General features: G+C 65.9%; 20 protein-coding genes. 10 read left to right on the plus strand and 10 right to left on the minus strand.

The window, feature by feature from the left end; genetic code table 11:
• Positions 1-103 precede the first annotated feature (103 nt).
• Positions 104-856, plus strand: coding sequence for an SDR family oxidoreductase (locus D9M09_RS26760; protein ID WP_121670770.1), 753 nt, complete (start codon positions 104-106; stop codon positions 854-856).
• On the opposite strand, the gene D9M09_RS26765 is transcribed toward D9M09_RS26760, so the two are convergent.
• Positions 853-1,752, minus strand: coding sequence for a LysR substrate-binding domain-containing protein (locus tag D9M09_RS26765; RefSeq protein WP_070223293.1), 900 nt, complete (start codon positions 1,750-1,752; stop codon positions 853-855). The genes D9M09_RS26760 and D9M09_RS26765 overlap by 4 nt on opposite strands.
• Before the next feature lie 112 nt (positions 1,753-1,864).
• Between D9M09_RS26765 and D9M09_RS26770 the strand changes: the two genes are divergently transcribed.
• Positions 1,865-3,130, plus strand: a complete 1,266-nt coding sequence (locus tag D9M09_RS26770; RefSeq protein ID WP_099408201.1) for an MFS transporter — start codon at positions 1,865-1,867, stop codon at positions 3,128-3,130.
• Here D9M09_RS26770 and D9M09_RS26775 read toward each other — a convergent pair.
• Entirely contained in the window at positions 3,127-3,786 is a 660-nt protein-coding gene (locus D9M09_RS26775; protein ID WP_070223362.1) for a helix-turn-helix transcriptional regulator, read from the minus strand. The two genes, D9M09_RS26770 and D9M09_RS26775, sit on opposite strands and share 4 nt — an antisense overlap.
• Before the next feature lie 125 nt (positions 3,787-3,911).
• Between D9M09_RS26775 and D9M09_RS26780 the strand changes: the two genes are divergently transcribed.
• The 5 genes from D9M09_RS26780 (at position 3,912) to D9M09_RS26800 (ending at position 10,675) form a co-directional block, all read left to right on the plus strand.
• A complete protein-coding gene (locus D9M09_RS26780; RefSeq protein ID WP_070312690.1) occupies positions 3,912-4,394 on the plus strand; it encodes a DUF2165 family protein in 483 nt (160 codons plus the stop codon).
• A gap of 83 nt (positions 4,395-4,477) precedes the next feature.
• Entirely contained in the window at positions 4,478-5,578 is a 1,101-nt protein-coding gene (locus D9M09_RS26785) for an efflux RND transporter periplasmic adaptor subunit (RefSeq protein WP_099408200.1), read from the plus strand.
• A 12-nt stretch (positions 5,579-5,590) separates the two neighbouring features.
• Positions 5,591-8,689 carry a MexW/MexI family multidrug efflux RND transporter permease subunit gene (locus D9M09_RS26790; RefSeq protein WP_099408199.1) on the plus strand — a complete coding sequence of 1,033 codons (3,099 nt, stop codon included), beginning with the start codon at positions 5,591-5,593 and terminating at the stop codon, positions 8,687-8,689.
• Positions 8,686-10,074: an efflux transporter outer membrane subunit gene (locus D9M09_RS26795; RefSeq protein WP_121670771.1), complete on the plus strand. Its 1,389-nt coding sequence runs from the start codon at positions 8,686-8,688 to the stop codon at positions 10,072-10,074. Before D9M09_RS26790 ends, D9M09_RS26795 begins: the two co-directional genes overlap by 4 nt.
• A 25-nt stretch (positions 10,075-10,099) precedes the next feature.
• The gene (locus D9M09_RS26800) at positions 10,100-10,675 is read left to right on the plus strand and encodes a DUF1349 domain-containing protein (protein ID WP_121670772.1); all 576 of its coding nucleotides are present in this window, start codon (positions 10,100-10,102) and stop codon (positions 10,673-10,675) included.
• Positions 10,676-10,700: 25 nt separating this feature from the next.
• Here D9M09_RS26800 and D9M09_RS26805 read toward each other — a convergent pair whose 3' ends face one another.
• The 3 genes from D9M09_RS26805 to D9M09_RS26815 all read right to left on the minus strand — a co-directional run bounded on the left by D9M09_RS26805 (position 10,701) and on the right by D9M09_RS26815 (position 12,986).
• The gene (locus D9M09_RS26805; RefSeq protein WP_099408196.1) at positions 10,701-11,045 is read right to left on the minus strand and encodes a hypothetical protein; all 345 of its coding nucleotides are present in this window, start codon (positions 11,043-11,045) and stop codon (positions 10,701-10,703) included.
• Positions 11,046-11,157: 112 nt separating this feature from the next.
• A complete protein-coding gene (locus tag D9M09_RS26810; protein WP_121670773.1) occupies positions 11,158-11,568 on the minus strand; it encodes a DUF4440 domain-containing protein in 411 nt (136 codons plus the stop codon).
• Complete coding sequence (locus D9M09_RS26815) at positions 11,565-12,986, minus strand: MFS transporter (RefSeq protein WP_121670774.1); 1,422 nt, start codon at positions 12,984-12,986, stop codon at positions 11,565-11,567. The genes D9M09_RS26810 and D9M09_RS26815 overlap by 4 nt, the downstream gene beginning before the upstream one ends.
• A 121-nt stretch (positions 12,987-13,107) precedes the next feature.
• On the opposite strand from D9M09_RS26815, the gene D9M09_RS26820 reads away from it, so the two are divergent.
• Positions 13,108-14,010 (plus strand): LysR family transcriptional regulator, encoded by a 903-nt coding sequence (locus D9M09_RS26820; protein WP_121670775.1) that lies wholly within the window; start codon positions 13,108-13,110, stop codon positions 14,008-14,010.
• Positions 14,011-14,125: 115 nt separating this feature from the next.
• Positions 14,126-14,959 (plus strand): hypothetical protein, encoded by an 834-nt coding sequence (locus D9M09_RS26825; protein WP_162995800.1) that lies wholly within the window; start codon positions 14,126-14,128, stop codon positions 14,957-14,959.
• Positions 14,960-14,981: 22 nt separating this feature from the next.
• Here the strand turns inward: D9M09_RS26825 and D9M09_RS26830 are convergent, their stop codons facing one another.
• The 4 genes from D9M09_RS26830 to D9M09_RS26845 all read right to left on the minus strand — a co-directional run bounded on the left by D9M09_RS26830 (position 14,982) and on the right by D9M09_RS26845 (position 19,002).
• Positions 14,982-16,037: a bifunctional nicotinamide-nucleotide adenylyltransferase/Nudix hydroxylase gene (locus tag D9M09_RS26830; RefSeq protein WP_121670777.1), complete on the minus strand. Its 1,056-nt coding sequence runs from the start codon at positions 16,035-16,037 to the stop codon at positions 14,982-14,984.
• Entirely contained in the window at positions 16,034-17,749 is a 1,716-nt protein-coding gene (locus tag D9M09_RS26835) for an NAD+ synthase (protein ID WP_121670778.1), read from the minus strand. Before D9M09_RS26835 ends, D9M09_RS26830 begins: the two co-directional genes overlap by 4 nt.
• 96 nt (positions 17,750-17,845) lie before the next feature.
• The gene (locus D9M09_RS26840) at positions 17,846-18,361 is read right to left on the minus strand and encodes a ClbS/DfsB family four-helix bundle protein (protein WP_276208664.1); all 516 of its coding nucleotides are present in this window, start codon (positions 18,359-18,361) and stop codon (positions 17,846-17,848) included.
• Positions 18,358-19,002 carry an ArsR/SmtB family transcription factor gene (locus tag D9M09_RS26845; RefSeq protein WP_121670780.1) on the minus strand — a complete coding sequence of 215 codons (645 nt, stop codon included), beginning with the start codon at positions 19,000-19,002 and terminating at the stop codon, positions 18,358-18,360. Before D9M09_RS26845 ends, D9M09_RS26840 begins: the two co-directional genes overlap by 4 nt.
• A 63-nt stretch (positions 19,003-19,065) precedes the next feature.
• On the opposite strand from D9M09_RS26845, the gene D9M09_RS26850 reads away from it, so the two are divergent.
• Positions 19,066-19,554 (plus strand): DUF2938 domain-containing protein, encoded by a 489-nt coding sequence (locus D9M09_RS26850; RefSeq protein ID WP_070223321.1) that lies wholly within the window; start codon positions 19,066-19,068, stop codon positions 19,552-19,554.
• 9 nt (positions 19,555-19,563) lie between these two features.
• Here D9M09_RS26850 and D9M09_RS26855 read toward each other — a convergent pair whose 3' ends face one another.
• Positions 19,564-22,023 carry a DUF3772 domain-containing protein gene (locus D9M09_RS26855; protein ID WP_240453492.1) on the minus strand — a complete coding sequence of 820 codons (2,460 nt, stop codon included), beginning with the start codon at positions 22,021-22,023 and terminating at the stop codon, positions 19,564-19,566.
• Positions 22,024-22,173 lie beyond the last annotated feature (150 nt).

Genomic DNA, 22,173 nt, shown 5'->3' on the forward strand with positions numbered 1-22,173 from the left:
TAATTATCTTTTTTATAGCAAAAAAGGACGCAAATGCGCTAAGCTGTGCCGGCATTGATCGATGTCATCCGCAGCACTGTGCTGCCTTCACAAGGAACCCATCATGAGTCAAGCTATTGCAGGGAAAGTCGTCCTCATCACCGGTGCCAGCAGCGGCCTGGGCGAAGCCACCGCGCGCCATCTGGCCGCGTTGGGCGCCTGCGTCGTGCTCGGTGCGCGCCGCATGGATTTGCTCAATACCATCGCCGAGGAAATCACGGCCGCCGGCGGCCAGGCCGCCATTGCCCAGACCGACGTCACTCAGGCGGGCGACCTGAAGCGCTTGGTCGACACGGCCCTGGCCGTGTTCGGCAAAGTCGATGTGATGATCAACAATGCGGGGCTGATGGCCATCGCGCCGATGAGCGCCTTGCAAGTCGACGAGTGGAACAACATGATCGATATCAACATCAAAGGCGTGTTGAACGGCATCGCCGCCGTCCTGCCGCATTTCCAGGCGCAAAACAGCGGCCACTTCATCAATATCTCGTCGGTGGCGGGACAAAAAGTCTTCAGCCCAGGCGGCACCGTCTACAGCGGCACCAAGTTTGCCGTCAGCGCCATTTCGGAAGGCTTGCGCCACGAGCTGGCGGCCAGCGGCGGCACCATCCGCACCACCGTCATTGCGCCGGGCGCCGTCGACACGGAGTTGAGCCAGGGCAGCAGCCACGCCGAGAGCGCCAAGGCCGTCAAGGAGTTCTACCAGATCGCCATTCCCGCCGATGCCGTGGCGCGCGCCATCGCGTATGCGATCGAGCAGCCGGCCGAGGTGGCTATCAATGAGATCGTGCTGCGCCCGACGGCGCAGGCGTTTTAAGCGGCATCCTGTTGCAGCGATTCGATGATCAAGCCGGCCAGGCGCTCGACGGGCGGCCTGGACACGCTTGAGGCGCGCAGCAATTCCAGCGACAGCGGAGGCAGGGCGGGCAAGCCCGCTTCCACGTGATCGAGCGCGCGCACGGTCGAGGGCAAGCCCAGGCCCGTGCGCACCGTCACGCCCAGCCCGGCCGCCGCCGCCGCCCACAGTCCCGCCAGGCTAGGACTGGTAAACGCCGTGCGCCAGGCGATGCCGGCCCCATCGAGCGCCTGCGTGGCGCAGCGCTGGAACAGGCATTCGCGGTCGAACGTAATGAGCGGCAAAGGCTCGCCCGACTCGGGGCGCCAGGCCAGGCTGGACGAGGCGATCCAGCGCATGGACGGTTCGGCAATATGCTGGCGCTGCTGCTGCGGATATTCGGCCACGTCGGCGATACAGGCGCCGCCCCACAGCAGGGCCAGGTCCAGCTGGCCCATGGCCAGCCCTTCCATCAAGGCCGTGTTGCGCGCCACGTGCGCCTCGATGCGCACTTTCGGATGCGCGCGGGCAAAACGCCCCAGCACGTCGGGCAGCAAGGCTTCGCCAAAATCCTCCTGCAAGCCCAGCCGAATCCACCCTTCCAGCTCCGCCCCGCGCAAGGCGACGGCCGCCTCATCGTTGAGTTCCAGCAGGCGGCGCGCATAGCCGAGCAGCACGTCGCCGGCCGGCGTCAGCGCCAGGCCTCGGCCATCCTTGCGGAACAGGGGCATGCCCGCCTGCTCCTCGAGTTTCTTCAGCTGCGCGCTGACGGCCGAGGTGGAGCGGCCCACCTTGTCGGCCGCGCGGGCAAAGCTGCCCAGCTCGATGCCAGCCACATAGCTGCGCAGAAAGGCGATGTCGAAATTAAGCAGGCTCATGGCGTGGCGGTGATCGTCCGGTTTTATGGGATGGTGTAGCACAAATTATCTGATATTCAGAATGATCGTAGCGCGCCACACTGTCAGGGTCAACCACTTTTCTCTCCCTGCCATGAGCACCCGTTGCCAAGCCATTCCTGTTCCTGTCCCCGTCACCGCGCCCGTGCTGGGCGACGCCCACCGCTGGAAAGTACTCGCCGTCGGCGTGGCGGCCAATGCCAGCTTTTCCGCCGCCGCCAACGGCATGCCCACCACGGCCATCTGGCTGCGCAGCGGCTATCACCTGAGCAATACAGAACTGGGGGTGGCGCTGGGCGCCATGGGCCTGGGCGTGGCCCTGACCGAATTGCCATGGGGCATCGCCACCGACCGCTGGGGCGACCGTCCCGTGCTGCTGACCGGCTTGCTGGGCACCATGCTGGCGCTGCTGGCCTTGCTGCTGTGGATTACGCCCGCTGGCGGGTCCGTGCCGCCGTTATGGGCGCTGGCGGCGGGGCTGGCCCTGGTCGGCGTGCTGGGCGGCAGCGTGAACGGCGCCAGCGGCCGCGCCGTGATGCGCTGGTTCGGCCCCGGCGAACGGGGTTTTGCCATGAGCATCCGCCAGACGGCCGTGCCGCTGGGCGGCGGCCTCGGCGCCCTCATCCTGCCCAGCCTGGCATCGCGCTACGGCTTCATGCCCGTGTTTGGCGCCCTGGCCCTCGTATGCGGCCTGTCGGCGTTTTTTACGTGGCGCTGGATGCATGAACCCGATTTCTCTGCCGAGGCCGCCAAGGGGCCGCACAATGCGTCCAAAAGCCTGTCCGGGATCAAGCCACTGCCACCGTTACGCAATCGAAAGGTCTGGCGCATGGTGGCCGCCATCGGCTTGCTGTGCGTGCCCCAGTTTGCCGTGCTCAGCTACGCCACCGTCTTCCTGCACGACCATGGCGGCCTGGGCCTGGCGGCCATCACGGCCGTGATGGTGGCCCTGCAGGCGGGCGCCATGGTGATGCGCATCTGGAGCGGACGCCATACGGACCGCCACGCGAACCGGCCCGCCTACCTGCGCGGCTCGGCCCTGGTGGCGCTGGCTGCATTCATTTTGCTGGGATGCATCGCCTGGCTGGAGGCGCCGGGCTGGCTGCTGATGGCCGCCGTGGTGCTCGCCGGCATCGCCGTGTCCGCCTGGCATGGCGTGGCCTACACGGAGCTGGCCACGGAAGCGGGCGGCGCCAACGCGGGCACGGCCCTGGGCATGGCGAACACGGCCGTCTACGTGGGGCTGTTCCTCACGCCGATGGCCATCCCGCACCTGCTGGCGGCCAGCAACTGGCCCGTCGTATGGTGGCTGGCGGGACTGGTGGCGCTACTGACCTGGCCGCTGTTTCCGAAGCCTTAAGAAAGCGGCGAAATCCGGTAAACGCAGCGCATCGCGTTCGCCAGCACGTGCTGCTCGCGCACGATGCTGGCGCTTGGCCCCACCACTTCCTGGAACAGCTGCAGTTCGGAGCGGCAAAAGCCCTGGCAGGTGCGCGCCGCGGCGCAGATGGGGCAGTGGTCTTCGATCAGCAGCCAGTCGTCGCCGTCCGCTTCCACGCGCGCCATATACCCCTCTTCATCGCGCACGGCGGCCAATTGCTGCAGCCGCGTGGGCAAGTCCGGCGCCGAACACGCCAAGGCGTACGCGCTGCGGCTTTCCTCTTCGCGCTGCGTGATCAGTTTATCCAGCCCCGCCTCGCCGAACAGCTGGCGCACGGAACCGATCAGCTTGATCGTCAGTTGCGCATGCGTGTCGGGAAAGCGCGCATTGCCCGCTTCCGTCAAGACCCAGTTCTGGCGCGGCCGTCCCGCGCCCGCCTGCGCTTCCTGGCGTCCTTCGATCAGGCCTGCCGCCACCAGCTTTTGCACTTGCTGGCGCGCCGCCTCGCCCGTCATGTCCAGGGTCTTGGCCAGGGTCGCCGTGGAGACGGGTCCCTTGGTCTTGATGAAATACAGGATGCGCTCCGTCGTTTGCGGCGCTTCGCTATTATCCAAACGTTTACTTGTGTAATTCATTTCGCTCAACTATCATGGGGCCAGTTAACCAACTAATTGCTTGCATAATAGGCCGGTAGCTCCCCGCTGTCGAGGAGTTTCCACGCCTGCATGCCGGCAAGGTACTCTTTTGACAGGATTTTCCCATGCAACTGTCTCACTCCATCTGGCTGTTTCACGCCATCCTCGCTACCGGCCTGGCCTCCTGGCTCACCCTGGCCGCCATCAACAACCTGCACGCCTTCCACGGCTCCGTCTGGGCCATCGGCAACACCATGCGCATGGACCCGCTGCGCCAGGACCCGACCATCCAGACGCCGCTGCTGCGCCGCGCGCTCACCTCGTTGACCTTGCACAGGCTCTCGCTGGGCGTGGTGCTGGCGCTGCAACTGCTGGCCGCCATCGCCGCCTGGACGGGCGTGGCGCTGTTGTTCGGCGGCGGCCTGGCTGCTGGCTTGCCCTGGCTGAACCTGGCCTTGTGCGCCATGGCCGCCTTTTTGCTGCTGATGCACCTGGGCGGCCTGTGGTTCGGCTACTGGATCGCGCAGGAAGGCTTGCAGACGACGCACCTGGTGCTGCTGCTGTGGACCATAGCCCTGTTTGTACTCTTCAACGCGCAGCGGACCTGACCAGCCTCCGCTGCGCCTCTTCTTCCCTTTGTACTTTTCCCTCTTTGTACTTTTCCCTTTGTACTGCTGTAAAGGACTTCATCATGAATACGAAAATCGTCGGCGCCTCCGCGCTGGCCATCGCCCTGGCCGTCGTGGGCGCCGCGCTATACCCCCGCGCCGACTCGCATGCGGCCGATGCCGCCGCTTACCCGGCCACCAAGGTGGCGCTGGTCCCTGTCGTGCTGGGCACGCAGGAACGCTTTTTTGCCGGCGTGGGCGAACTGGAAGCGGCGCGGCAAGTACAAGTGGCCGCCGAAACGGGCGGCCGGATCACGCAGATCCGCTTCGAATCGGGGCAAACCGTGACGGCCGGCGCCGTGCTGGTACAGCTCAATGACGCCCAAGAACAGGCAATGCTGCTGCGCCAGCGCGCGCAGCTGAAAAACGCGGAAAGCAGCCATGCGCGCACGCTGCAGATGGTCAAGGAAAAGGCGGCCACGCAGGAGCAGCTCGACACTGCGCTGGCCGCGCGCGACGCGGCCCTGGGCGACGTGCGCCAGACGGAAGCGCTGATCGCGCAAAAGACCATCCGCGCCCCGTTCGCGGGGCAGCTGGGCATCCGCAAGGTGCACGCGGGCCAGTACCTGAATGCGGCCGACACGGTGGCCAGCCTGATCGACACGAAGTCGCTGCTGGTGAACTTCGCCCTAGATGAGCAGAGCAGCGCCAAGCTGGCGCCGGGCCAGGCCGTGCAAGTGCTGGTGGACGCCTATCCGGGCGACGTTTTTACAGCGAAGATCAACGCCATCGACCCGCTGATCGCCCGCTCGCGCATGGTGCAGGTACAGGCGGCGCTCTCCAATCCGCGCGGCGCCCTGAAAGCGGGCATGTACGCGAATGTGCGCGTGGCGCGCGAGGCGGGCCAGCAGCTGACGGTGCCGGAAACGGCCGTGACCTACAGCGCGTATGGCGACACGGTGTTTGTCGCGCAGCAGGAGGGCAAACAGCCGCTCACCGTCAAGCGCGTGGGCGTCAAACTGGGCGAGCGGGCAGGGGGCCGTGTCGCCATCCTGGACGGTTTGCGCGAAGGGCAGCGTGTGGTCGCTTCGGGCCAGCTGAAACTGGCCGACGGCATGGCCGTGCAAGCCGTGGCCAATACCCTGGACGAGGCCAAGCGCGCCGCGCCCAAGGCCGGTTCCTAAGGAGCGCACACAATGAAATTTACCGATTTATTCGTGCGCCGCCCCGTGCTGGCGCTGGTGATCAGTACCCTGATTTTGATGCTGGGCGTGGTCGCCATCCTGCAGCTGCCGATCCGCCAGTATCCGATGCTCGAATCATCGACCATCACGGTGAAAACCACGTATCCGGGCGCCTCGGCAGAACTGATGCAGGGTTTTGTCACGCAGCCGATCGCGCAAGCCGTGTCGTCGGTGGAAGGCATCGATTATCTGACCTCGTCCTCCGTGCAAGGCAGCAGCACGGTCACCGTGCGCATGGAATTGAACCGCGATTCCACCCAGGCGCTGACGGAAGTGATGGCCAAGGTCAACCAGGTGCGCTACAAGCTGCCCGAAGGCGCTTTTGACCCCGTCATCGAGCGCTCGGCCGGCGATTCCTCGGCCGTCGCCTATGTGGGCTTTGCCAGCGAGAGCGTCTCGGCGCCCGCACTGACGGACTATCTGGCGCGCGTGGTGCAGCCGATGTTCGCCACCATCGACGGCGTGGCCAAGGTCGACGTGTACGGCGGCCAGCAGCTGGCCATGCGTTTGTGGATCGACCCGGCAAAATTAGCGGCGCGCGGCTTGACGGCAGCCGACGTGGCCGACGCCGTGCGGCGCAATAACTACCAGGCGGCGCCGGGCAAGGTGAAAGGACAATTCGTCGTCTCCAACATCAGCGTCAACACGGATCTGACCAGCGTGGCCGAGTTCCGCGACATGGTCATCCGCAAGGGCGGCGATGAAAAAGACAGCGCATCGCTCGTGCGCCTGAAAGACGTGGGCACGGTGGAGCTGGGTGCGGCCGCGACGGAAACGAGCGGCATCATGGATGGCGTGCCGGCCGTGTACCTGGGCCTGTCGCCCACGCCGGGCGGCAACCCGCTGGTGATCGTCGACGGCATCAAGAAACTGCTGCCCGAGATCCAGAAAACCCTGCCGCCCGGCGTGAAAGTGGAGCTGGCGTTCGAGACGGCGCGCTTCATCCAGTCGTCCATCGAGGAGGTGGCGCACACCCTGCTCGAAGCGCTTCTCATTGTCGTCATCGTCATCTATCTGTGCATGGGTTCCCTGCGCTCCGTGCTGATTCCCGTCGTGACGATTCCGCTGTCGATGCTGGGCGCGGCGGCGCTGATGCTGGCCTTCGGCTTCAGCATCAATCTGCTCACCCTGCTGGCGATGGTGCTGGCCGTGGGCCTGGTGGTCGACGACGCCATCGTCGTGGTGGAAAACGTGCACCGGCATATCGAGGAAGGCAAGACGCCCGTGGCCGCCGCGCTGGTCGGTGCGCGCGAAGTGGCCGGCCCCGTGATCGCCATGACGATCACGCTGGCGGCCGTGTATGCGCCCATCGGCATGATGGGGGGCCTCACGGGCGCGCTGTTCAAGGAATTCGCGCTCACTTTGGCCGGCGCCGTGGTGGTGTCGGGCGTGGTGGCATTGACCTTGTCGCCCGTGATGAGCTCATTGCTGCTGCAGCCGAAACAATCGGAAGGGCGCATGGCGCGCGCCGCCGAGCATTTCTTCGAAGGTTTGACCAGCCGCTATGCGCGCCTGCTGGACCGCTCGCTGCACCACCGCTGGCTGAGTGCCGGTTTCGCCGCGCTGGTGATGGTGAGTCTGCCGTTCCTGTACCTGCTGCCGCAGCGCGAACTGGCGCCGGCGGAAGACCAGGCCAGCGTGTTGACGGCGATCAAGGCGCCGCAGCACGCCAACCTCGATTACGTCGAGCGCTTTTCGTACAAGCTCGATGCCATCTACAAGCATATCCCCGAAACGCACTCGCGCTGGATCATCAACGGCGGCGAAGGTCCGGCATCGAGCATCGGCGGCATCAACCTGACGCCGTGGGCCGAACGCGCGCGCAACGCGGCCGTCATCCAGGCGGAATTGCAGCACGCCGTGGGCGACGTGGAAGGCACCAGCATCTTCGCCTTCCAGCTAGCGCCCTTGCCCGGATCGAGCGGCGGCTTGCCCGTGCAGATGGTGCTGCGCAGCGCGCAGGATTACGCCACCCTGTTCCGCACCATGGAAGACGTCAAGCAGCGCGCGCGCGACAGCGGCCTGTTTGCCGTCGTCGACAGCGACCTCGATTACAACAACCCCGTGGTGAAAGTGCGCGTGGACCGCTCGAAGGCGAACAGCCTGGGCATCCGCATGCAGGACATCGGCGAATCGCTGGCCGTGCTGGTGGGCGAAAATTATTTGAACCGCTTCGGCATGGATGGCCGCGCCTATGACGTCATCGCGCAAAGCCCGCGCGAACAGCGACTCACGGCGCAAGCCCTGACGCAGCAGTACGTGCGCGCCGACGATGGCAGCCTGCTGCCCCTGTCCGCCGTCGTCTCGGTGAGCGAACAGATCGAGCCGAACATGCTGACGCAGTTCAATCAGCAAAACGCGGCCACCTTCCAGGGCGTGCCGGCGCCCGGCGTGACCCTGGGCGACGCCGTCGCCTTCCTCGATGGCGTGGCGAAAACCCTGCCGCCCGGCTTCAGCTACGACTGGCAATCAGATGCGCGCCAGTTCGCCACGGAAGGCAATGCCCTTCTGCTGGCCTTCCTGGCGGCCGTCGTCGTGATTTACCTGGTGCTGGCGGCCCAGTACGAAAGCCTGACGGACCCGCTGATTATCCTGATCACCGTGCCCCTGTCGATTTGCGGCGCCCTGATTCCGCTGGCGCTCGGCTACGCCACCGTCAACATCTACACGCAGATCGGCCTGGTGACCCTGATCGGCTTGATCAGCAAGCACGGCATCCTGATGGTGGAATTTGCCAACGAATTGCAGGTGCATGAACAGCTCGACCGCATCACGGCCATCCGCAAGGCGGCGCAGATCCGCCTGCGCCCGATCTTGATGACGACGGCCGCCATGGTGGTGGGCCTCGTGCCGCTGCTGTTCGCTTCCGGCGCGGGTGCCAACAGCCGCTTCGGCCTCGGTGTCGTGATCGTCTCGGGCATGTTGATCGGCACCTTCTTCACCCTGTTCGTGCTGCCCACCGTGTACACCTTTCTGGCCCGCCGCCACACGGCCGACCATGCCACGCCGCGCGCCCGCGACCTGTCGCAGGCGCTGAAGGAATCCGTATGAAAAATTACCGCTATCTTATTGCCCTTTTCCCCGTGCTGGCCGGCTGCGCCGTCAGCCCCGCCTACGTCATGCCGGGCACGCCCGCCATCACCCTGGCCAGCCCGCAGCAAGCGCAATTCGCAGCTGGCACGGGCGCCGTCAGCGAGGCCGCTTGGTGGACGTTTTTCGATGATGCACGGCTGTCGCAGCTGATCGCCAGCGCGCTCGAACACAACCTCGATATCGCCCAGGCGCAGGCCAACCTGCTGGCCGCGCGCGCCGTCTTCGACGAACGTCGGCTCGACGAACTGCCCACTGTCACGGGCCAGGCCGGCTGGCAGCGCACGGTGCAGCAAAACACGCCCGACAGCCGCACCGCCAGCGCCAGCACGCGCGTGGGATTCGACGCGCAATGGGAGATCGACCTGTTCGGCCGCCTGGCGCACATGAGCCGTTCGGCGCAGGCGCGCGCCGATGCGGCGCAGGCGGACTTGCGGCAAGTGCGGCTGACGATCGCCGCCGAGGTGGCGCGCAATTATTACGAGGCGCTGGGCTACCAGCAAAACCTGGCGCTGACGCAGGCGCAGGTGCAAAGCTGGCGCGACACGGTGGCATTGATCGACGCGCGCATCCGTGCCGGCAGCGGCTTGCCGGAAGAACGCCACAACGCACTGGCCAACCTGGCGCGCAGCGAGGCGGCATTGCCACCGTTGCAGGCGGGCCTGCGCCAGGCGCAGTACCGGCTCGATGTGCTGAGCGGGCAAGTGCCTGGCGCCATCGCGCTGGCCACCAAGCCCCAGCAACAGGCGCCGCTGGCGGGCCAGCTGCCGCTCGGCGACGTGAATCAGTTGATCAAGCAGCGTCCCGACGTGGTGCGCGCCGAGCGCCTGCTGGCCGCGTCCAGCGAAGACGTGGGTGCCGCCACGGCCGACCTGTATCCGCGCCTGAGCCTCGGCGGCTTTCTGGGCTTCTTCGCACTGCGCGGCAGCGGCGTGTTCGACGGCGGCGCGCGCGCTTTCGAGGTGGCACCCTCCGTCAGCTATCCGGCCTTCCGCCTGGGCAGCGTCAGGGCACGCTTGCGCGGCACGCAGGCCGAGGCGCAGGGCGCCCTGGCGCGCTATGAACACACGATGTTATTGGCGCAGGAAGACGTGGAAAACGCCGTCACGCAGCTGGCGGAAAACCAGACGCGATTGGCCTCCCTGCTGGAATCGGCGCGCCACGGCAACGCGGCCCTCGGCATCGCCAGCACGCGCTATGCGGGCGGCGGTGGCAGCTATCAGGCCGTGCTGGAAAACCAGCGCGCCTTGTACGATATCCGGCGCGAAGCGCTGCTGGCGGAGACGGCGTCCTACATCGATGCGATTGCCCTGTACAAGGCGCTGGGATGGGGGCAAACTATGTAGCATTTTTCGATCAGGAGGAAATCCGATGTTCACGCAAGGCAGCTGGCTCAATCCACCGGAAAACTGGTCCGCCGACGCCGCGCAGCTGCGCGTGACGACGGATGCGAACACGGATTTCTGGCGCAAGACCTCGTATGGTTTTATCCGCGACAGCGGCCACTTTTTCGGCACGGAAGTCGATGGCGATTTCACGGCGCAGCTGCACGTGGCCGCGCAGTACGCGGCGCTGTACGACCAGGCCGGCATGATGGTGCGCATCGACGAGCAACACTGGATCAAATGCGGCGTCGAATTTTCCGACGGCCAGCTGCTGTTGAGCACCGTGCTGACGGTGGATAAATCGGATTGGGCCGTCAGCATCGCGCCCGCCATGCCGGACGGTTTCTGGCTGCGCGTGACGGTGGAAAAGGGCGTCATCCGGGTGCAGTATTCGACCGATGGCAAGCTGTGGCCGCTGCTGCGCCTGGCGCCGTTTCCCGAGGCCAGCCACTACCGCGTGGGGCCCATGTGCTGCACGCCGGAACGCGGTGGCCTGGAAGTGGTTTTTTCGCAGTTTTCCACCGGTCCTGCGCTGCAAAAAGCGTTGCATGATTTAAGCTGATTTTCCAGCATAAAATCACGGCTGTTTATTCGTGCTGGTTGAGCGAGCGGTGCACGTCTTTCGACTCGTTGCGCCCCGGCCTGTCATCGGCCAGCTTGCCCGCTTCGCTGTGCGGCTGCTGGGCCACGCCCTTGACGTGGTCGCGGTGTTCCGGCTGTCCCAGGCCAGGCAGGTTTTCCTGCTCCACGACATCTGGCGGGCTCTGTGGCGTAATCACATTGTTCGCCCAGTGGCCACTGGCGACATTGCCGCTGGCGGGCTTGCCGCCGCCCTGGTTGGCATAGGCGTCGCCATCCGCTTGCGCGGCAGCGGTCTTGTCCATGCCGCTATTGCGGGCCTGGTCTGCGGGCTTCGAGGGGGTATCGTTCATTGCGCTTCTCCTGCCAATAGTCGATAAAATCCCATCTTGAGCCGATAATTCCTACTGCGCAGCCAGCGCGCGGCTAGTCTTCCTGTAGGAAAATGCCGCGCGCGGTGCCGCTTTACGCGGCCGCCGGCGCCACCCACGTCTCGTGCAAATGGCGCCACAGCAGGGCGCCGCTGGCCGTTTTTTCATACACGACGGTGGACCAGCGCTCGGTGTTTTCCGCGCCGGGCAGCGACTGGAATTCGCGGTAGGACACGGTGGCGCCGGCCGCACTTTCCTGTATCAGAACGAGATCCGAAATGCGCATCTGCAAGCCCGGACGGCTGCCGCCGGCGGCGCGGAAAAACGCCGCCAGGCCAGCGCCGTCGAGCCGCATCCCGCCCGGTGACACCATCGTGAAACCGGATGAAAAACGCGCGAGCAAACCGGCGCAATGTTCGGGTGCCGTGGCTTCGCCGGCGAGCCACTCGCGGATCAGCACATGCGTGGATAAGACGTCGTCAAAATAAAGATTTGTAGCATTCATTTTTTGCTTGCTCCATGGTGATGTAAAAGGTCGAGAACGGCGCGGTTATCGATGCGCAGGCACAGCGCCAAAGGCAGCACGCACGCGCTGGCGGCCAAGGCAAAGCACCAGTGAAACACCTGCGCCGCGCGCGCATGCAGGGCGGGGTCGTCCAGCGATGCGATACCGTGCGCCGCCAGCAAGCCATTGAGCAGTACGCTGAGCAGCGCTACGCCCAGGCAAAAGCCCAGCTGGCGGTTGATATTCCACACGGCGCTGGCCTGGCTCAGCTGCGCGTCCGGTGTGCGCAAAAACGCCGTGCTTTGCGCCGTGCTGCTGCACAAGCCGCCGCCAAAACCCATCACGGCATACGCGCCGGCCAGCCAGAATAATTGATCTGCAGAGTCCACCCGCAGCAGCATCAGCATGCCCGCCGCCTGCAGCAGGGCGCCCGCGATGAACAGCGGCTGCGGCCCCACGCGGCGGTAGCTTTTGCCGGTGAGCGAAATGGCCGCAAACGAGGCCAGCGCCCACGGCAGCATCAAGGCGCCCGCCGTCGATGCCGGCATGCCCAGCACGCCCTGCAGATACAGCATGGCCAACAGGCTCACGCCCATGAAGACGCCCGGCACCAGCAGATACATCAGCATGGCAATGCGCAGCAGCGGCTCGGCGGCCAGGCGCAGGTTGAGCAGCGGCGTCGACTTGCGCAGCGCGCCGCGCACGTAGGCCCACGCGCAGGCGGCGCCCAGCGCCAGCACGCCGGCGCCGGTCAGCAACTCGCCCGGCGTACCGAGCATGGTCAAGCCCAGCAGCAGCAGCAAAATCGCCGTGCTGCCCGCCAGCAGGCCGCCCACGTCGAGACGGGGCACGGCCGCGCGCGGCGGATCGGGACGCAGCCAGCAGGCGGCCAGCAGCAGCGCCAGCGCCGCGAACGGCACGTTCAGGTAGAAAATCGCCCGCCACGACAGGCTGTCGACGATCACGCCACCCAGTGCGGGCGACAGCGCGGGCGCCAGCAAGCCCACCAGCATGATGACGGAGGACAGGCCGGGGCGCTCGGCAGGTTGATATAGCTGGTAGGTCATGCTTTGCCCCAGCGGAATGAGCAGGCCGCCACCGAGGCCCTGCACGCAGCGCCAGGCGATCAGCGCCTCAATCGAGGGCGCCAGGCCGGCGCCGATGCTCGCGCATAAAAAAGTTAGCAACGATGCCATGAACACGGTTTTGCTGCCATAATAGGCAGCCAGCCAGGCGCTGGCCGGGATGACGATGGTCAGGCCGAGGATGTAGGCGGTGCTGATCCAGGCCAGCTGCGCCACCGAGGCGTGCAGGGCATGGCCGATGTCGGGGTAGGCGACGCTGGTGATGAACATGTTGATCAGGTCGACGAAAAACCCCAGCAGATAGATGGCCGCCACTTTTTTGCGATAGTCCATGGTGCTCCAAATGGCAAACGGCCAGCTTAAGCGCCCATCGTCATTTGCGTAACGGGCCAGCGCCGATTACACTGTCAAACCTATTTTGACAAAGCCCCGCAACCCGCATCTCTTCTTATTTATGATCAGTCTTGACCGCCTGGGTATTTTCATTGCCATCGTCGATGCCGGTTCGCTGACGGCCGCCGCCGCCGTGCTGGGCCAGAGCAAGGCCGTCGTCAGTTTTAATTTGAAACAGCTGGAGGCGGAGCTGGGCGTGTCGCTGCTCACGCGCAGCACGCGCAGCCTGGCGCTGACGGACGTGGGGCGGCGCTTTTACGAGGATTGCCAGCGCGTGCTGAGCGAAGCGCATGGCGCCATCGAGACGGCGCGCCAGGGCCAGCAAGGCTTACGCGGCACCCTGCGCCTGACCACCACCGTCGAATACGGCAGCCGCATGGTGATCCCCGCGCTGATCGCCTTTGCCGCCGCCCACCCGCAGCTGCAGATCCAGCATTCGTCGTCGTCGTCGCACGAAGATCTGATCTCGGGCCGCTATGACCTGGCCATCCGCATGGGTTCCCTCAACGATTCGAGTTACCGCGCCGCGCTGATCGAGCCGTACGCGATCTGGCCCGTCGCCTCGCCCGCCTACCTGGCCAGCCGGCCCGGCACGAAGATCGCCACCTTGGACGACTTGCAGCGCGCGCGCTGGCTGGCGCACAGCCGCCTGGCCTCGCCGCTGCGCTGGGACGTGCAGACACCCGACGGCCCCGCCGCCTTCGCCGTGCAGGACGACGCCGCCATCCATTCCGACTCCGCCTCGGCGCTGCTGGGCTTTGCCCTGGGCGGCTGCGGCGTGGCCCTGCTGCCGCAGTGGCTGGTGGAAGCGGAGGTGCGCGCGGGACGCCTGCGCCGTCTGCTGCCCGACGTCGTCTTCCCGGAACAGGGCGTGTATGCCGTGTATCCGAACACCCAGCATATTGCGGAAAAGGTGCGCGCCTTTATCGACTTTTTGCGCGCGTTCGTGGGCACGCCCGACTGAGATTTCAATTCGTCAATATTTGATGAGGTCAACGATTTCCAAGGGGCAAACGGGCGCCCCTTTCGGTGTGTACGGCCTACACTGAAGGGACGTTGTTCATCGAATGGAGACCATCATGGCACATACATTGGCAGCAGTTTTCGCCGTGCGCGACATGGCCGAGCGCGCCCGGCACGACCTGATCACGGCGGGATTTCCCAGCGCCAACATCCGCCTGCACGATGCGGGCAGCGACGAATTTTCCGCCACGGAAAATATCCGCCGCGACGACAGCGACAGCCTGCTCGACAACATCAAGCATTTCTTCACGGACCTGTTCGGCAGCCACGCCGACCGCCACATCTATGCGGAAGCCGTGCGACGCGGGCATGTCGTGCTGACCCTGGAAGGAGCAAGCGACGCCGATATCCAGCGCGCCACCGACCTCGTCGAGCGCTACGCGCCGCTCGACATCGATGCGCACGCTGAGCACTGGCGCGCCGGCGGCTGGCAAGGCGCGCCGCAAGACGACAGCGCGAGGCGCCAGGGCGCCAGCATGCAGTCCGGCGCGCCATCGCAGCAAGGCACGTCCGCCGGCAATATGAACGAGGCGCCAGGGTCGCAGCAGTTTGCCAGCGACATGGCGTCGCCGCCGCCGTCGTCCGGCGCGGGCGCCAACGTGCGCCGCTATCCCGGCGCCGATAACCTGCCCGGCACCAGCTACGACGACGAGCAGTACTACCGCAGCCACTGGAGCGCCACCTATGTCGCCACCGGCGCGCGCTTCGAGGACTACGATCCCGCCTACCGCTATGGCCATTCCATGGCCAACAGCGACAGCTACCGGGGCCGTCCATGGGACGAGGTGGAAGCGGACCTGCGTTCCACGTGGGAGCACACGTATCCCCAGTCGGCGTGGGACAACTTCAAGGCGGCCATCAAGCATGGCTGGGAACGCATGACGTCCTGACGCGCTGAGGGGTTTGCGCCCCTCAGCGCCCCTCTTGCGTGAGCTTGAGGAAGTGGTTCAGGATGTGGAAGTGGTCTTCGAAGAATTGCTCTTCCATGGCCGGCAGCGACGCCACGGGCACCCACTGCGCCAGCGCCGCATCGTCGGCCGCCGTCACGGCCGGCAACTGGCGCGTCTTCAGGTCGAAATAATGCGCGTGCGTGATGGTACGCCCGCGCTGGCTGCGGTCCGGGTGGTCGAACACGGCCACGCCCACCAGCGCCTCGACGAGGGTGGGCGCCAGCACGCCCAGCTGGGTTTCTTCCGCCAGCTCGCGCAGTGCCCCCTGCAACAGCCGTTCGCGCGGCTCCAGAAAGCCGCCCGGCAAGGCCCACAGGCCCTTGCCCGGATAGCCGCCGCGGCGCACGAGCAGCACGTGGCCGCCCGTCTGCACCAGCGCATCGACGGTCGTGAAGATGGGCGCATACGGCGCCACTTTCCAACGCGCCTTGTACGCTTCGATGGCACGGTATTCCTGCACCAGCGGCGCATACCACGGCAGCAAGGTCCACGCTTTCAGATACTGGCCGATGGCCGCCGGCAGCAGCTGCGCCACGGCGCTCAGCGACACGTCGACGTCTTCCGCCTCGAACAGCACGTTGCGGATGGCCGTCGCGCCGATCGGTGCGCCAGGATCGATCTCCAGATTCAATAGCTGCCAGTGCGGAAAGTGGTGCAGGTAATAACTGGTGGCGTCCTTGAAGCAGGCCACCAGGGCGATGCGCTGCGCTGCGGGCACGGCGCCCGCCACGGCGCGCCGCACGGCGTCGGCCCACAGTCCATCGTCGTAGTAATCGCGCACGGCCACGTAATGCACGCGCGCGCGCTGCGCCTCGGGCAGGGTGGCGGCGATCATGGCGGCCCGCTCCTGCCACGTAAACGGGTTCTTCGGGCTGCGCGCATGGAAGGCGGAACCGAGCACCACCACCACTTGCGCGGCCGTCGTCAGCGCCTTTTGCAGCAAGCCGGCATGGCCATTGTGAAAAGGCTGGAAACGGCCGATCAGGATGGCCGCGTCGGCGCAATAGGATAAGGTCATGCGTCGTCTCCGGTCGGGTAGTGGGCGGCGATCGGCAATTGACGCCCGCTGCCAAAGGCGCGCGAACGCACGCGGATGATGGGCGCCGCCTGGCGCCGTTTGTATTCGTTGCGGGCGACCATGCCGAGGATGCGCGTCACGAGCGCGCGCCCCTCGTCCGTCTCGCGCAGCTGGTCGACCAGGGTCAGCGCCTGCGCGCTTTCGGCCGCCGGCAAACGCCGTCCCTCGATATGCCACTTCAGAATTTCATCGAGCACCGGGTATGGCGGCAAGCTGTCGGTGTCGCGCTGGCCCGGCGCCAGCTCCGCCGACGGCGGTTTCTCCAGCACGGCCACAGGAATCAGTTCGCGCCCGGCGCTGGCGTTGAGGTGGCGCGACAGGGCGAACACCTCCGTTTTATACAGGTCGCCAATCAAGCCCAGTCCCCCATTCGTGTCGCCGTACAGGGTGCAGTAACCGACCGAGATTTCGCTCTTGTTGCCGGTGGTGAGCAGCAGGGCGCCGAACGCGTTCGAGTACTCCATCAATATCGTGCCGCGCACCCGCGCCTGCAGGTTTTCCAGCGGCAGTCCCTGCAGCTTGCCGTCGAAGGCCCCCGCGTAGCCGGCTTCGTACTGCGCCACGATGTCGCGGATCGGGTGCGTGGACAGGGCGATGCCGAGGTTGGCGCACAGGGCGACGGAGTCGGTGACGGAGCCGGCGCTGGAAAAGACGGACGGCATGGTGATCGCCACCACGTTATCGGCACCGAGCGCCTCGACGGCCAGGGCCAGGGTCAGCGCCGAATCGATGCCGCCCGAGCAGCCGACGACGACTTGCGTAAAGCGGCAGCGGCGCGCATAGTCGCGCAGGCCGAGCACGATCTGGCGCCGCGCAAATTCCACGGCGCGGATGCCGTCCGGGTCCGGCACGGGAAACGCCGCGCCGTCCTTCTGCGCGAAACGCCCATCGGCAAAACGCAGCAGCTGGAAATCCTCGACGAAGCGGGCCGCCTCGAATTGCACGCCGACGCTGGGCGAGATGGCGAACGAGGCGCCGTCGAACACGAGCTGATCCTGGCCGCCCACCTGGTTGACGAACAGCAGGGGCAGGTGCACGCGCTGGCAGGCGGCGCCAAACACGGCGTGGCGCTGCGCGCGCTTGCCGATGTCGGACGGGCTCGCGTTGATACTGACGATGAGATCGGGCCGCGCCGCATGCAGGGCCTCGAACGGGTTGACAGCGTAGGCGCGGCCGTCGTCGTTCCAGCCATCCTCGCAAATCATGAAACCGACCTTGCAGCCGGCGATATCGAGGGTGCAGGCGCCGGGCGGGCCCGGCTCGAAATGGCGGCCCTCGTCGAAGATGCCGTAGGTCGGCAGCAGCTGCTTGTAGTATTCGGCCACGATATGCCCGTCGCGGATGGCCAGCAAGGCGTTGTACAGGGGCTTGCCGACGCCGGGGTTGGGCCGCGCCGTGCCGATGACGGTGACCAGCGCCGGCCAGCGCGTGGACGCTTGCAGCAGCTTGTTCAGCGCCTGCTGCAGGCCGCGCAGGAAGGCGGCATCTTCGAACAGGTCGCCCGGGTAGTACGCGCACAGCGACAGTTCGGGGCACACGAGCAAGTCGGCGCCATCGCTGCTGGCGCGGGCCATGCGCGCGGTGATGGCGGCGACATTGGCGTCGAAGTCGCCCACGGTGGGATTCATCTGGGCGAGGGCGATGGTCAGCATGGTGATCCTTCAATTGGTTCCGCTTGAAACCACTATCCTGCCTGAAAAGTTTTCTGAGCGTACTGATGCAATCGTGCAAGCCTGCCGATCCAGTCCCTACAAAGTCTTCAGCCAGGCCCGCAAGCGCGTGCGCGCATTCGCATACGGCGACGCCGTATTGAACTGGATCATGCGCCCCATCGTGTAATGCGTGTACCAGGGCTGGCTATACAATTGCGCATCGTCATGCGCATCGATCAGCGCCAGCAGCTGGTCTTTCGCCTGTTCCAGGCGCTGCAGCAAGTCGTCCATGCCCAGTTCAGCATAGTCGGCATAAAAGCGCTGCGCCAGTTTTCCCAGAGCGTTCCACGTGAAACCTTCGGCGGGAAAGGCGATATCCTCGATGCGATTGCCGTCGCGCAGCTGGGCGTGCCAGTGCAAGACCAGCTCGTTCCAGCCCACCAGATAGGCAAGCAGATCACACACGCTCATGCGCGTGCCTTTCACTTGCCCCTCCAGCACGGGATCGCGCGCCAAGGCCGGCGGCACGCGTGCCAGCTCCTGCATCAGCTTGGCGTACGTGCTGTTGATGGCGTCGACCAGTTCCTGCTTGCTGTTCGGAATCGCCATCATGCCGCCTTCACGACAGGCAAGCCGGCCGCCTGCCAGGCGTCGTAGCCGCTGCCCAAACGGCGCGCCTGCAAGCCGTGCTGGCGCAGGGCCGCCACGGCTTGCACGGACAGCACGCAGTACGGGCCGCGGCAGTAGGCGGCGATCTCCGCGTTCGCGGGCAATTCGCCCAGGCGGCGCTGCAAGTCGTCAAACGGAATATTGATCGCGCCGGGCAAGTGGCCGGCGGCAAATTCCTGCGCGGGCCGCACGTCGAGCACGGTGATGCTGGCTTCCTGCATGCGTTCCCGCAGTTCGTCGCCCGTGATCGCTTCCACATGGTCGCCCCGGCCCAGCGCCTGCAACTCGCTGCGCTGGTGCTGCGCATACACGTCCAGCGCAGCGAGCAACTGCATGACAGGGCCGTTGCCGAGCCGGTACAGCACCCGCTTGCCGTCGCGCCGCGCCTGCACGAAACCGGCGCGCCGCAACTGTTGCAAATGCTGCGAGGTATTCGCCACGGACAAGCCCGTCAACTCCACCAGTTGCTCCACCGCATACTCGCCGTGCGCGATCTGCTCGAGCAGGCGCAAGCGCGGCGCGCTGCCTAAAATATGGGCAAACCCGGCGGAACCGGCAAGCAATTCAATATCGGCATTTTTCATTGACACGATGCTAGCACCCTTATAACATTCAAGCAATCAATTGAATGTTATAAGGGAGACACGATGCAAATACTCTGGCTCGATGCCCTGGCGATCGGCGTGGGCGCGACGGCAGTGATGGATGTGTGGGCGGTGGCATTAAAGCGCTTCTGGTGCATACCCTCGCTGAACTTGGCGATGGTGGGACGCTGGCTCGGCCATCTTCCGCGCGGTACCTTCACCCACGTCAACATCGCCCAGGCGGCGCCCGTGCGCGATGAAGCCATCCTGGGCTGGACGGCCCATTACGCCATCGGCGTGCTGTTTGCGGCCGTGCTGCTGGCGCTGGTGGGACGGGAGTGGGTGCAAGGGCCGACGTTCGCGCCGGCCTTGCTGGCGGGCCTGGTGAGCGTGGCCGCGCCGTTTTGCATCTTGCAGCCGGGCATGGGCGCCGGCCTGGCCGCCAGCAAGACGCCGCATCCGGCGGCCGCCCGCCTGCGCAGCCTGATGGCCCACACGGCGTTCGGCATCGGCCTGTACCTGGCGGCCCTGCTGTGGTCGACCGTGCGCTGACTTGTCCGGCTAGCTCGTCAGCGGCGGCACGGGCGCCGGTGCCGGTGCGGCGGCCACCGCTGACATGGCCGGCGCCTCGGGCTGCGCCGGCAAGGTGCTCAGCACCATCGTGCTGGGCTTGGCGATCGCGATGTGCGCATCGTCCAGGCGCTTGAGCAGTTCGAACAGCAGCGCGCTGCGGATGCCCGACGTCAGGCGCGGCGACGAGGCAAAGCCGGTGGCGTTGAACAACAACAGGCCATTGTCGATGCCATCGAGCTGCACGCTGGGCGCCGGCGTATCGAGCACGTCGGGATTGTCGACAAAGACGGACAGGATCAGCGCGCGCGCCTCCTGCGCATCCGTGCCCAGCGGCAGCGGCAGCTTGACTTGCACCAGACCCAGCGGATTGGCCAGCGTGACATTGCGCACCGTCTTGGTAATGAATTCCGAGTTCGGCACGATCACTGTCGAACGGTCGCTCAGCTGAATTTCCGTGGCACGCACATTGATGCGGCGGATATCGCCCTCCACGCCGCCGAGCGAGACCCAGTCGCCCACTTTCACAGGGCGCTCAGCCAGCAGGATCAAGCCGGAAACGAAGTTCTGCACCACCGCCTGCAAGCCGAAACCGATACCCACCGACAAGGCCGACGCCACCCAGGCGATGCGTTCCAGGCCGATGCCGGCGGCCGACAGGGCCAGCGCCACGGCCAGCACGCCGCCGATGTAGCCGAACAGGGTGATGAACGACACTTGCATGCCCGTATCGAGATTGGTGGTCGGCAAATAACTGTTTTGCAGCCAGCGCTTGAACAGGCCCAGCGCGATAAAGCCGACGACCAGCACCAGCAGCGCCTGGATCATGGCGGCCGGGCGGATCGCCACCTCGCCGATGGCCAGGCCATCCTGCAGCTTGCCCACGCGCTGGAACAGCTCGCCCGGACCTTCGCCAAACGGCGCCAGCAGCAGCATCAGCGCCAGCAGCACGACGATGGCGCGGCCGATGCCCGACAGCAGCACGGCCGCCTGGTCGCGCGCCTTGGGCGTGGCCAGCACAGGATGGGCGGCGTCCGGCGGCGGCGGGGTCGAGGCCAGCAGCATGCAGATATCGTCAACCAGTACCGTCAGCAGATAGGTGCTGCACAGCACCACGATGACCCAGGCGATTTGCTTGGCAATAAAACTGCCGAACGCCACATAGCCGACCAGCAAGCTGATGACGCTCGATGCCAGCGCCAGCCACAGCAGCACCGTGACGCAGCGCAGCCACAGCGGCGTGACCAGGGTGGCGGGATCGGCCTCGCGCAACTGTCGCCAGCAGCGCTCGGCGCGCATCAGGCCGTAGGCGATGGTCGTGCTCATCACCAGGGCGACGATGCAGTTGACGGCCACGGCCGTCGACAAACCCGCATTGATGACGATGGTGACCCGTTCCGTGGCCCACACGAGCACGACGATGAAGGAAAACATCGATGGAAAATTGCGCATGCGGTGCGCCAGCGCATCGGGCAGGGGCAGCAAGCGCCACGATACACGGCGTGGCGACAGCAGCGCGTGGCCGAGCCCTGCCGTAAAGCCGGCAAAACAGATGATGCCGATCAAGCTGCTGAGGAAAGTCGAGGTTTTTTCGGACAGACCGCCATCCCAGCGCAGCCCCATGGCCAGCAATTCGGCCACCAGGCCCGGCGTGGCCGCCGCCAGCACCAGCACGGCCAGCGCATGCAGCGAACGGCGCAAACGGCCATGCGGCACGCGCGTGGCCGTGATCACCAACAGATAGCGCGAAGCCCAGACGCTGGCGCCGAACACGGCCACGATGCCGGCCAGCAAGCCACCCCAGGCCGACCACGGCGTGGCGCTTGCCGCGTTCGTCAATTCCCCCTCCAGCGCCCGCAGGCGCTGCAGATTCTGCGGCAATTCCGCATGCAGTTGCTTCCAGAACGAACCGGCCAGTATCGACGCCGTGCGTTCACCCAGGCGCGCCTGCAACTGCGCGCGGCGCACCGTCGACACTTGCTCCGACGCCTGCGTCGCTTCCACGGCCAGCAAGCGCGCCAATTTCACCTGCGCATCGAGCGCGCTGCTGGTGCGATCCAGCTGGCTGCGCTGGGCCGCCACGTCGGGGGCGTCTTTCGTGCCCGCCGCCGGCTTGCCCAGCTCGGCCAGCCGCGCCTGCACGCTCGACAGAGTGGGCACGAGCGCATCGGCCACCTTGTCGGCCTCGGCGCTGGCCGCCAGCGCATCGGCGCGCATCTGCGACAGGGTCGCGTCATCGAGTTCCGCCTCGCCATCGAGCGCCTTCTGGATGGTTGTAATCTGCTTGCGCAAGCCGTCGAGGCGCTGGTCGGCCGTGGCGGCGTCATCGACGGGTTGCGCCCAGGCGGCAGGTGTTGATAAGGAACAAGCCAGCAGCAGGCTCAATAGCAGCGGCAGCAGCCAGCCGCGCCGGCGCGCGGACAAACAGTGGGGGGTACGGAATGAAATCATGTGGTCCTATGGGCCAGGTGAGACAAGTGGTATCAAGACGGCATCGCACCGGCGTGCGCGGCTGTGAAATGCCTCTGCAGGGGGCCGGAAACGACGGGTAGCACGGGAGTTGCTGAACTGTACGGCAAACATCGACAGACTAGCGCACTC

Origin of the sequence: Janthinobacterium agaricidamnosum (assembly GCF_003667705.1) — a bacterium.
GTDB lineage: Bacteria > Pseudomonadota > Gammaproteobacteria > Burkholderiales > Burkholderiaceae_D > Janthinobacterium.

Excerpts from the sequence above, each read along its gene's own strand:
- D9M09_RS26785 (WP_099408200.1), top strand. The coding sequence starts at position 4,478 with ATGAATACGAAAATCGTCGGCGCCTCCGCGCTGGCCATCGCCCTGGCC.
- D9M09_RS26840 (WP_276208664.1), bottom strand. The coding sequence starts at position 18,361 with ATGATGGCGATTCCGAACAGCAAGCAGGAACTGGTCGACGCCATCAAC.
- D9M09_RS26850 (WP_070223321.1), top strand. The coding sequence starts at position 19,066 with ATGCAAATACTCTGGCTCGATGCCCTGGCGATCGGCGTGGGCGCGACG.
- D9M09_RS26810 (WP_121670773.1), bottom strand. The coding sequence starts at position 11,568 with ATGAATGCTACAAATCTTTATTTTGACGACGTCTTATCCACGCATGTG.
- D9M09_RS26765 (WP_070223293.1), bottom strand. The coding sequence starts at position 1,752 with ATGAGCCTGCTTAATTTCGACATCGCCTTTCTGCGCAGCTATGTGGCT.
- D9M09_RS26830 (WP_121670777.1), bottom strand. The coding sequence starts at position 16,037 with ATGACCTTATCCTATTGCGCCGACGCGGCCATCCTGATCGGCCGTTTC.
- D9M09_RS26775 (WP_070223362.1), bottom strand. The coding sequence starts at position 3,786 with ATGAATTACACAAGTAAACGTTTGGATAATAGCGAAGCGCCGCAAACG.
- D9M09_RS26800 (WP_121670772.1), top strand. The coding sequence starts at position 10,100 with ATGTTCACGCAAGGCAGCTGGCTCAATCCACCGGAAAACTGGTCCGCC.
- D9M09_RS26805 (WP_099408196.1), bottom strand. The coding sequence starts at position 11,045 with ATGAACGATACCCCCTCGAAGCCCGCAGACCAGGCCCGCAATAGCGGC.
- D9M09_RS26835 (WP_121670778.1), bottom strand. The coding sequence starts at position 17,749 with ATGCTGACCATCGCCCTCGCCCAGATGAATCCCACCGTGGGCGACTTC.
- D9M09_RS26760 (WP_121670770.1), top strand. The coding sequence starts at position 104 with ATGAGTCAAGCTATTGCAGGGAAAGTCGTCCTCATCACCGGTGCCAGC.
- D9M09_RS26825 (WP_162995800.1), top strand. The coding sequence starts at position 14,126 with ATGGCACATACATTGGCAGCAGTTTTCGCCGTGCGCGACATGGCCGAG.
- D9M09_RS26780 (WP_070312690.1), top strand. The coding sequence starts at position 3,912 with ATGCAACTGTCTCACTCCATCTGGCTGTTTCACGCCATCCTCGCTACC.
- D9M09_RS26770 (WP_099408201.1), top strand. The coding sequence starts at position 1,865 with ATGAGCACCCGTTGCCAAGCCATTCCTGTTCCTGTCCCCGTCACCGCG.
- D9M09_RS26790 (WP_099408199.1), top strand. The coding sequence starts at position 5,591 with ATGAAATTTACCGATTTATTCGTGCGCCGCCCCGTGCTGGCGCTGGTG.
- D9M09_RS26820 (WP_121670775.1), top strand. The coding sequence starts at position 13,108 with ATGATCAGTCTTGACCGCCTGGGTATTTTCATTGCCATCGTCGATGCC.
- D9M09_RS26795 (WP_121670771.1), top strand. The coding sequence starts at position 8,686 with ATGAAAAATTACCGCTATCTTATTGCCCTTTTCCCCGTGCTGGCCGGC.
- D9M09_RS26855 (WP_240453492.1), bottom strand. The coding sequence starts at position 22,023 with ATGATTTCATTCCGTACCCCCCACTGTTTGTCCGCGCGCCGGCGCGGC.
- D9M09_RS26815 (WP_121670774.1), bottom strand. The coding sequence starts at position 12,986 with ATGGACTATCGCAAAAAAGTGGCGGCCATCTATCTGCTGGGGTTTTTC.
- D9M09_RS26845 (WP_121670780.1), bottom strand. The coding sequence starts at position 19,002 with ATGAAAAATGCCGATATTGAATTGCTTGCCGGTTCCGCCGGGTTTGCC.